Below are 9601 nucleotides of genomic sequence, written 5' to 3'. Positions count from 1 at the left end.
CACCTGCACCGCCTGTAGGCGACGCACCGCCGCCCGGCGTCCTCGCGCTGTTCATCGCGTTCTCGCAGATCGGCCTGACCAGTTTCGGCGGCGGGCTCAGCGGGCGGATGATGCGCGACTTCGTCTACGAGCGGCGCTGGCTCGACGAGGAGGCGTTCCTCAATGGTCTCGCGCTGTCGCAGGCGCTGCCGGGCGTCAACGTGAAGAACCTCGCGATCTGGATCGGCTACCGGCTCGCCGGATGGCGCGGCGCCGTGGCCGGCTTCACCGGCATCATCGCGCCGCCCGCCGTGCTGATCGTGCTGTTCGGCATCGCGTTCTCGACCCTCACGCGCTTTCCGCTCACGCATGTCGCGCTCGCCGGTGCGGCAGCCGCGGCGATCGGGCTGTCGATCTCGATGGCGATCACGGCGGTGCGCCGATTGCCGCGCCGCGCGCTGCCGTTCGCGGTGATGGCGCTCACCTTCGTGTCGGTGGCCGTGCTGCACTGGCCGCTCGTGTGGACCGTGCTGGTCGGCGGCACGCTGAGCGTCGCGCTCGAATATCGCCGCGCGGCCGCTACGCCGGCCGGGAGCGACACGCGATGACCGCATCGCAACGCTACGCCGCGCTGTTCGGTGTGTTCGCGCCGCTGTCGATCGCGACGATCGGCGGCGGACAGGCGATCATCGCCGACATCCAGCGGCAGGTCGTCGACGTACATCACTGGATGACTGCCACGCAATTCGTGAACGACTTCGCGATCGCGCGGATGGCGCCGGGCCCCGGCTCGCTGCTGGCGACGCTGATCGGCTGGCAGGTGGCCGGCTTCTGGGGCGCGGTGATCGCGACGCTCGCGCTGTTCGGCCCGACGGCGTTCCTGATCTACGGCGTCGCGCATCTTTGGCGGCGGCACAAGGGCGCGCGCTGGCAGATCGCGCTCGAGGCCGGCCTGCGCCCGGTCGCGGCCGGCATGATCCTCGCGTCGGTGTGGGTGCTGCTGCAGGCGCTCGACGGCGGCTGGGCCGCGCGCGCGATCGCGGTCGCGTCGACGCTGTGCGTGATGTATACGCGCATTCATGCGCTGCTGCTGATCGCGATCGGCGCGCTGTTGCTCGTCGGCGTGCACGCGTTCGGCATGTGATGCGCGGCGACGCGGTAAGCGACGGCGGCCGCGAACAACGCAGCCGATACGCGTGCGGCAATACTAGCGCGTCCGCATACCATCACCGTGTGCGCACCGGCTGTTCGCGCACGACCCGTCGCGGTGCTGGCACGATACGGCGCTCGTCAGCAACGCGGTGCAGAAGGTGAAAGCGGAGATCGTCCGGCTGTTCGACACGCTCGGACAGCGGCCCGAGTGGGCGGCCGGGCGCCCGAGGGCATTGACAATGCCCTCGGGCGCCCCTTAAGGTTTCGTTCATCGTAACCATCACCGGTTCAGCTTAAGAGGTTGTCGGCCCGCTCGTGCTCGACACCTCCGCCTTCATCGAAGGCCTGCTGCTTGGCGCCGGACTGTTCACGTCCGTCGGCCCCAAGGACGCTTTCGTCATCAAGCGCTCGATCTCGAGCCCCCATCTGCTTTCCATCGCCGTCGTCTGCGCGGGCAGCGACGCGCTGCTGATCATGCTCGGCGTGCAGGGATTGTCGTCGTTGCTGTCGCGACATCCCGGCGTGGTGCTGGCCGCATTGTGGGCCGGAATCGCGTATCTCGCCGGCTATGGCCTGCTCGCGCTGCGCTCGGCGATCCGGCGACGACAGCCCGAGCACGTCGACGGTCCGCGCACGGGCAGCGAACCCACGCGTGCGCGCACGGTGCTCGCGACCGCCGCCGTCTCGCTGCTGAATCCGTATGCGTGGATCGATACCGTGCTGCTGCTCGGTACCGTCATCGTGAGTCACACGCCGGCTGCGCGCGCGCCGTTTGCGATCGGCGCGATGACGGCTTCGTTCGCGTGGTTCCTGATGCTCGCCTATGGCGCGCGCGCGTGCCGCGCATGGTTCGCCCATACGCTGGCATGGCGCGTGCTCGATTGCTTCGTCGCGGTGATGATGCTCGGCTTCGCGGTGCGTTTCGCGATCGACGCGCTTCAGGCGTCAGCGGCGCGATAACGAGCGAAACAGAAACACCTCGTGCGCGCCGGCATGCAGTTCGAAGCCGATGCCTGGTGCCTGCGGTACCCGCGCGTATCCGGCGTCGACACTCGCGCCATCAGCCAGTCCGCTGAACGGATGGAACGCGAACGGATTGACTTCCGCGCCGCCGAGCCCAAGCGCCGCGACGACATGCAGCGAGAACAGGTGGCCGCCGTGCGGCCAGAATGCGTCGCGCCGCCAGCCGCGCGATGCAAAGTGCTCGACGATCTGCAGATAGCCCGGCAGCCCGTAGGCATGCACCGGATCGAACACCAGCACGTCGCGATCGGGGCGCAAACCGCCGTAGCGGTCGAGCAGCTTCGCTTCCGCGAGCGAGAACAGCGCTTCGCCGGCCGCGATCGGCGGTGCGTAGCGTGTGGCGAGATCCGCCTGGAGCGGCAGGTCGAGCGGATCGCAGATGTCCTCGAACCACCAGAGGTCGAACGGCGCGAGCATCGCGGCGGCGGCGTCGACGGTCGTCGCGTCGTACGTGTTCATCGCGTCGACCGCGAGATGCGAACTGTCCGCCAATTGCCTTGCGGCCGCTTCGATGCGCCTGCTGTCCTGGCCGAGATCCGCGCCGCCGATCTTGATCTTCGCGTGCGTGTAGCCGAGATCGGCGATGCGGCGCATCTCGTCCGACAGCCGCGCGAGATCGTCATGCGGATAGCGGTAACCGCCGCCTGCATAGACGCGCACGCGTGGTGCCGCCGTGCGTTCAAGTCGGTCAGCGAGCAAGCGATGGAGCGGCAAGTCGGCGATCTTCGCGGCGGCATCCCAGATCGCCATGTCGAGCGTGCCGATTGCGACGCATCGTTCGCCGTGCCCACCCGGCTTTTCGCCGGCCATCATCGCGCGCCATGCGCGAAACGGGTCGAGGTTCGTGCCGGCTTCGTCGGCGAGCGTGTCGGCAGCGGCCAGCAGGCGTGGCGCGAACCGTTCGCGAATCAGGCCGCCCTGCGCGAAACGGCCTACCGATGCGTAGCCGTAGCCCGTCACCGGGCGGCCATTGCGCACGACGTCGGTGGTGACCGCGACGACACTCGTCGTCAGGCCGCCGGACGGGATCGCCGGATCGGCATAGCGGGACACGGGAATCGCTCGTTCGTGGATCGCGGTGATGCGCATGGTCGGGGTTCCGAAGGTGACGGCCGAGCGCTGGCGCACGAAACACGCGATGCGGCCGGCACGATGGGCGGACCGCTGCATCATAGGCGCTGTCGCCGCAGGCTGCAGGCGAGCGCTACCGTGGCGGACGATCGCGCTGCAGCCGTTGCGTGAGCGCGGAATTCCGATCCGGAACGAGCTCTATTGAGCCGGAATCATCCGCTTGCCCTCCCGGCTCCGGGAGCCGGGAAGGGTTCGGGCGACGCAGGTATGCGTGGAGGGAATCGACCGGCCCGCTCAGGCGAAGACGAAGTACTTGCGCACCGTTTCCACCACTTCCCACGTGCCTTTCATGCCGGGTTCGATCACGAATACGTCGCCGGCCTTCAGGTGCACCGCCTCCTCGCCTTCCGGCGTGATGATGCAGTAGCCGTCGAGGAAGTGGCAGTACTCCCATTTTTCGTAGTTCACCTCGAACTTGCCCGGCGTGCAGATCCAGGTGCCCATGATCTTGCTGCCGTCCTTCGAGAGATAGGCATTCAGGTTCACGGTGTGCGGATCGCCGCCGATGCGCTTCCACTTGGTCGCATCGAGGACCGGGGTCGGGCAGGTTTTGCGCAGAACGGTGATGAAATCGGACATGTCGGCTCCAGACTAACAATCGTATGAGAGGCCTGTCACGTTAGTTCGAAAGCATCGTGGGGACTTGCATGCTTCCGACGCGGACTCGTCTATTTTCGACACGGGCTTGCGAGCGGGGACATTGCCCGCTTAGTCGATTCCGCGTTGCGCCGACAGGCCGATGCCGGCCGATCCTGGCTGCGACCGTTCCCGGCGGCGCCACCGCACCTCCGTCGAGCGTTGCCGGCTTCGAAGCCACCGCCCCAAACAAGCCCACTTGCCACATCCCGGCCAAACCCTGTAGAATTGCGCGTTCTGCGGGCGTCGTATAATGGCCATTACCTCAGCTTCCCAAGCCGCAACGGCTGGAGCAAACGCACTGTTTGCGCGGGGTTTCGCGGTGATTTTTCTGTTGGAGATGTACGGATCCACGTATCACGCGGGATTCACGGCGATGCCAGTTTTCACCGCAGCATCAATCAAGCGAAAGCTGCTGACCTAGCAGGAAATGCCGCGCCACTTACGTAGCGCGGCCCCGGCTTAAAACAGCGTCAGTTGATTAGGGCACGAACGCCAATGCTGGCGCACCTGCTCCGTGCGGCCAAAGCGAAATCGCGTGTATTGCCGCACAAATACACTCTTGGGGTTGGATGCCAAGGGCATGTCAATCCTCACAGTGAAGATTCGAAGGCAATAGTTGCCCACAACCCCTTGAGCGTATAAACTCAAGCCGTCTGCCAAGACAGGTTGTAGGTGGTAGAGGGGTGCCTTCACCACCTTGCCAGAAGCCCTCACGACGCGCCAACGTCGTGAGGGCTTTTATTTCTTAGTCCTCAGCCTCCCCCTCCTCATCATCGGTAAGCTGCAAATCGATGTACGCCTTCAACCGAGCCTTATCCGCCTCAAAGAAGGGAATAGGAATCTCCAACCACGCCTGGCGGTTCTTTGGTAGTCGGACAGGTATGCGAACCATTTCTTCGCTTGTCTCGCGCACCAAAGATTGACGACGCACCTCGACCTGATCGGACAATGCGTCCCGACTATCCACCTGCTGCTGAGGTGTTTGCGCGTAATCCACGTCGCCAGCCACGACAGCATCCGATTGCTCTTCATCCCCGCCGTCAACAGCAGCCGGCGATGATTCGTAATACCCAACGAAGCCAACAGACTCCCGAAACAGGGCAACAACGTTGTCAGCCGTTCCTGAAGAAAATCCCTTCTGGATCAAGTCGAATTTAATCGTGGCATCCGACGGTAAACGGGCCTCGTACTTCTCCAGCAGTTCCGCGAATACCGGGGGCGTCGTCAGCATCTTGATCAGCAGATCACGCTTGATGCTTGCACTGGGAGCAAACTGATAGGACTCGAAGTCTTTACTGACGGCCAGATACCCTTCCTTTGGCCGCTCGACCAGCCCGTAATACCTCAGCGAGGCGAGCGCCTGAGCTGCACGACCGTTCTTCGAGTCCTTGTAACCCAGCCCTTGGGCCACAACGTCGACCGAGGTGGCATGCCGCCCCTCCTTCTCGTACAGCTTCACCGTCCGCTCGAGAGCGTCGGTAAGCGGCATCGATGGCGCGCGCGGGCTTTTTTTCCGAACAACAGTGTCCATCGGGGCACTCTCAGAAAGTTACACGGACCCGATTTTACACACGGCACAGGAAAACGCAAGACCCTCATCGCGTCACGAACCCATCGAGCAGACTCACCAAGAGAATAAATCAACGAACTCGGAGAGACAATATCGATGAATCTACCCTAACCAGCTGTTTTCATTGACATTTTAAAAAACAAAAAGACCCCGCGACAATCTCAAATAGACTCATTGCGGGAATCAGTGGCGTGATCCGGGCTTTCCCGGTCTCTCCAGGTTGACTCGCAGCCCCCCCCGGCAACTCGCCTCCAAGCGCATCCCACACCGCTCCGTCCGCAATAGGTTGATCACTGCCGCTCCACGATTGCATCCAACCAAGCGATCCGACTCAGAATTTGACCGCAAAACAAAAAGGCTCCCGCAGGAGCCTTTCATAGAACGATACGATCCAGCAGAGAAAATCACTTCTTGCCCATTGGCTCGTGCTTGTCCTTGATCATCTGGTAGTAGGTGCTTGCACCGGCCTTCGTCAGTTTCACCTCGGCGATGAACTTTTCAATGGTGTCCTTCCGGCTCACGTCCTTGACGCTCCGCATCCGCTTGTAGATTTTGGTCGCCAGCTCCATCTTCGTCGGTGTAGTCGGTGCCGCTTTCGTTGTGGGAGCCGTGACATTGAAGGTCAGCCATCCGAGGTCGGCATCACACAGTACAACTTGCCTCGCACGGCGGATATAGAGATGCAATAGGTTAAAACAATACTTCCGCTTGTTCCCGGCGAGGGTGTCCGACAACACGTGCGAATACACCTGTTCGGTCTCGTCAATCACCACAACGTCGTACTTGTGCCGAACTGGATTGAGATAGCGTGACAGGCTATCGAGACACACCACGCAGTACTTCAACACTTCATCGCGGTCCTCGTAGCTCTCCAGCTTCTTCAGATAACAGTGCATCTTGAGACGGGCAGCCAGAGATTCCGCCAAAACCTGACGGTGTACGATCAACAGGACAGACTTCCCCTCCGCCTTCCACTGTTCTACGGCCCGTTCCAGCAGAAAGGTCTTCCCAGTTCCCTTTGGACTCCGAACACAGTTCACGCCGTCCACGAACGACGGAAATCCAGCCTCGCCGAGAAGCCGCGCATCCCGAACAAACACCAACTTCTCATCGGTCATTTCCCGGTATTCAACCGGAGCGTCTGCATCAAGCCATTCGGACGGATGCTGCTGCTCGTCGTAATCAATCTCAATCAACCCATCTTCGAACGAGTAAAAATCATACTCGTGGAGATGTGAGCGGTGGTTCCACTTCGGCCAGAAGGTTTGTGCACAGGCACTGCAATACACTCCGTTCTGTCCGACCCTCGACGTCACGACGAACGCGCTTGCGTGCTTGTCCAGGTGACGAGGACAAAAGACGCGCGTTCCCGACTTCAACTCATCAAGCAGATAGATTCCGTCGTCCTCCGTCCTCACCATCTCGTTCCGGTCAAGGACTACCGATGACCTGCTATTTGCCAAGTCATTGTCAGAGAGCGTCTGCCCGTCGTTGTGAATTACGTTCTCGCCTAGTTCGATCACATACTCGACCTGCTCCATCGGAAGCACACGGTCTACGCGATGGACCTCGCAACCTTCTGAACCATAGAACAACCGACTCGCATCCGTGCACGACCGGTCACCTGCGAACATACGGATGACGCCGGTATATGCCAACTTCATCCGTTTTTCGGTATCGATGGGCCGCTCCATCAGGAAGACAATCCGAAACCGGGGCGCGTCCGGACGATGATTGGGTGTCGTGTAGACGAACCATCCGAAGTTCTGAAAGAACGGATGCGCGAGCACTTCTTCGATCGTCAACCCGGAATCGATATCGACCGCAAGCACCTGCATGCACTGGAAATTCTTCGACTTGCGGGGGCCGTTCAGCCAAGCACAGAAGGCGAACCCCGACTGCACCGCATCGATGAAGTCGTCGGGCGCAAGCTCCAGATTTTCGAATTTATACGTCGCATTCGACCAAGCAACAGAGTCCCCGCGGGCGATCTTGTTCTTGACGTAGCGATTGATCGCGACCTTCAGCGCACCAACGTTCAATACCAAGATCGAAGGATCCGCTGCCGAAGCGCCGTAAGGGAGGGTTTGTGGTGTGCAGACGTCCCCACCAGTCTGATGCTGATGGGTCTCGGGGGAAGTGTTCGTAACCATAGTCATCTCCATGAAAAGGACTAGACCAATGGCTACCAACAGAGAGTGTGGGCAGACGCACCGGCCAGCCTATAACGAATGACCCCGAAGATCATTCGTTATAGGCTGGTTCGATTGTCTATACCCCCTAACCGCCCAGTCAGTCTCCTACCGGGCTGACTTCCAGATGGAAGTCCATGACGATGCACGTTAACCATCGCCGGAAAGGTTCAATCAATGCTGCGTCTGTGTCCGCAGCATGTCTCACGCATGCCTACTCTCGAATCAGCGCACGTAGACTAGCGCACACGCCATCCGGTTGTCAAATTGCTGATCCGGCGCATGCACTCGACCAGTGCGCCAGTGATCAGTGAATGTAGATCAGTGTTTTTCTGTGTTGATAAAGCGGCGTCTTATCTGCGAGGAACCAGAGACCAGCACCCAATCCATCCCGGAATCACCAAAGACCAGACCGCCAGTATTCAATTGAATTAGATCAATGAACTCTCTGAGTTGATAAAGGGGCCGCTGATCTACGGTGGACGATCGATACGTTCTGGCAATGGCCCTCGTTGGTCGTGGTCATTTCTTTCACGATGAAAGAATTTGCACTGACATGGGCGAAAGCTGTTGTCATACCCGGTGTCTGACCGGATGGTGTTGCTCATCAATTACTTTCCGTAAGGAGCAACACCATGACGCTCATCCGTCGAAACAACAGCAAAAACTGGTACTACCAGTTCCAGATTCAGGGCAAGAAGTACTTCGGTTCCACCGGGACGCCGAACAAGACGAAGGCCGCTCAGGTCGAACGCGAAATGCGCAATCGGGCCCACGCCGAGCAGTATCTCGGTGACGCACAGCCGATCACTCTCAAGGACGCGCTTGAGCAATATGTAGGGGCTCGGAGTGAAACCGCCTATCACACGAACATGTGCTCGATAGTTCGGAAGACGCTCGGCTACAAGCTTCATCCGCGAACGAAGGCCAAGCTCCTCTGCTACGGCCTGCCGCCCGATACGCTGATGCACGAACTGACTACGCGCGATTTCGAGCTCCTCGTCGCAAAACGCAAGGCCGAAGGCGACAAGCCTGCAACGATCAAGCACGAGGTCGGACTCCTCCGTGCGACCATTAACGAGATGGCGAAGCTCGGCTTCAAAGTGAGTCGCGACATCGTCTTTCCAGAGCTTAGGACTTCATATCGGCTTCGATATCTCGATTCTAACGACGAGTCGGCGTTATTGCGCGAGCTCGATCCGGAACGGCTTAGAGACGGTTTAAAGCCGTTAGAGACGCGAACACCTGAAATGACGCGAAACGTTAAGGATAACTACGACATCACGGTTTTCCTGCTCGATACGGGGTGTCGCTACTCGGAGGTCGCGAATATTCCGTGGTCAGCCATCAACCTTGATGCTTGCACGATCAGTCTCTATCGGAGCAAGGTGCGGAACGAGGATGTGCTGCACATGACCTCACGACTCGAAACGATCCTTCGTCGCCGGTGGGAAGAACGACGGACCGGGCAGCGTTACGTCTTCGAGGATCGCACGGGCAGCGAACGAGGCTACAGCACAAAGTCGATCAAGAAGGCGATCGAGCGTGCCGGACTCAATGATCCCGCTCTCGTGAAGGAGCGCGGCGGGCGCGTCACCCTGCACACGCTCCGACATACGTTTGCGAGCAAGCTCGTCAAGGCGGGCGTCAGCCTCTATGAGGTATCGGTACGCCAACGAACGCGGTCGCCGTTTGCCCGAACTGCCATCGACGGCTCCACTTCTCGGAAAATGCTCGCGCGTATCGAGAAACACTCTATGGAAAGGTCGCTGAGCTGGTGCGCGAGTAAGAAACCTCAGGTATATTAGCCGGGACTTGATCTGACAGGTAGTCGGGCCGACAAAGAACGAGTCATCAATGGGGGATGAGTTTCTCCTTGGCGAGATCGAGCGAATCGAGGAAAGTGCGCATCGGC

At 60.4% G+C, this 9601-nt stretch carries 8 protein-coding genes and 2 pseudogenes; 5 read left to right on the top strand and 5 right to left on the bottom strand.

Annotation, left to right across the window (positions count from 1 at the left end):
* The 4 genes and pseudogenes from FFS49_RS41415 to FFS49_RS41400 all read left to right on the top strand — a co-directional run.
* Window positions 1-587: chromate transporter (locus FFS49_RS41415; protein WP_137910488.1), on the top strand; the 587-nt coding region annotated here is incomplete at its 5' end.
* Window positions 584-1123: a chromate transporter gene (locus FFS49_RS41410; protein ID WP_105818826.1), complete on the top strand. Its 540-nt coding sequence runs from the start codon at window positions 584-586 to the stop codon at window positions 1121-1123. The genes FFS49_RS41415 and FFS49_RS41410, both read left to right, overlap by 4 nt.
* A 91-nt stretch (window positions 1124-1214) precedes the next feature.
* Window positions 1215-1391 (top strand): annotated as a pseudogene (locus FFS49_RS42870) (LysR family transcriptional regulator); the annotation flags it as partial.
* Window positions 1392-1446: 55 nt separating this feature from the next.
* Complete coding sequence (locus FFS49_RS41400; RefSeq protein WP_105818827.1) at window positions 1447-2091, top strand: LysE family transporter; 645 nt, start codon at window positions 1447-1449, stop codon at window positions 2089-2091.
* Here the strand turns inward: FFS49_RS41400 and FFS49_RS41395 are convergent.
* The 5 genes and pseudogenes from FFS49_RS41395 to FFS49_RS42860 all read right to left on the bottom strand — a co-directional run.
* The gene (locus FFS49_RS41395) at window positions 2077-3243 is read right to left on the bottom strand and encodes a mandelate racemase/muconate lactonizing enzyme family protein (protein ID WP_105818831.1); all 1167 of its coding nucleotides are present in this window, start codon (window positions 3241-3243) and stop codon (window positions 2077-2079) included. The two genes, FFS49_RS41400 and FFS49_RS41395, sit on opposite strands and share 15 nt — an antisense overlap.
* A gap of 276 nt (window positions 3244-3519) precedes the next feature.
* Complete coding sequence (locus tag FFS49_RS41390) at window positions 3520-3864, bottom strand: cupin domain-containing protein (RefSeq protein ID WP_014897840.1); 345 nt, start codon at window positions 3862-3864, stop codon at window positions 3520-3522.
* A gap of 805 nt (window positions 3865-4669) precedes the next feature.
* Window positions 4670-5455, bottom strand: coding sequence for a hypothetical protein (locus tag FFS49_RS41385; RefSeq protein ID WP_137910487.1), 786 nt, complete (start codon window positions 5453-5455; stop codon window positions 4670-4672).
* A 443-nt stretch (window positions 5456-5898) separates the two neighbouring features.
* The gene (locus tag FFS49_RS42865; RefSeq protein WP_232357526.1) at window positions 5899-6144 is read right to left on the bottom strand and encodes a hypothetical protein; all 246 of its coding nucleotides are present in this window, start codon (window positions 6142-6144) and stop codon (window positions 5899-5901) included.
* Between the two features lie 99 nt (window positions 6145-6243).
* Window positions 6244-6612: pseudogene (locus FFS49_RS42860) on the bottom strand (AAA family ATPase); the annotation flags it as partial.
* Window positions 6613-8321: 1709 nt separating this feature from the next.
* Between FFS49_RS42860 and FFS49_RS41375 the strand changes: the two are divergent.
* Entirely contained in the window at window positions 8322-9494 is a 1173-nt protein-coding gene (locus FFS49_RS41375) for a site-specific integrase (RefSeq protein WP_226285473.1), read from the top strand.
* Window positions 9495-9601 lie beyond the last annotated feature (107 nt).

The sequence above is a fragment of the Burkholderia sp. 4NA327C6 genome, from assembly GCF_005502655.1.
GTDB lineage: Bacteria > Pseudomonadota > Gammaproteobacteria > Burkholderiales > Burkholderiaceae > Burkholderia > Burkholderia contaminans.
Note: the sequence above shows the minus strand (reverse complement) of the source record. Positions and strands in the feature narration are given on the sequence as shown.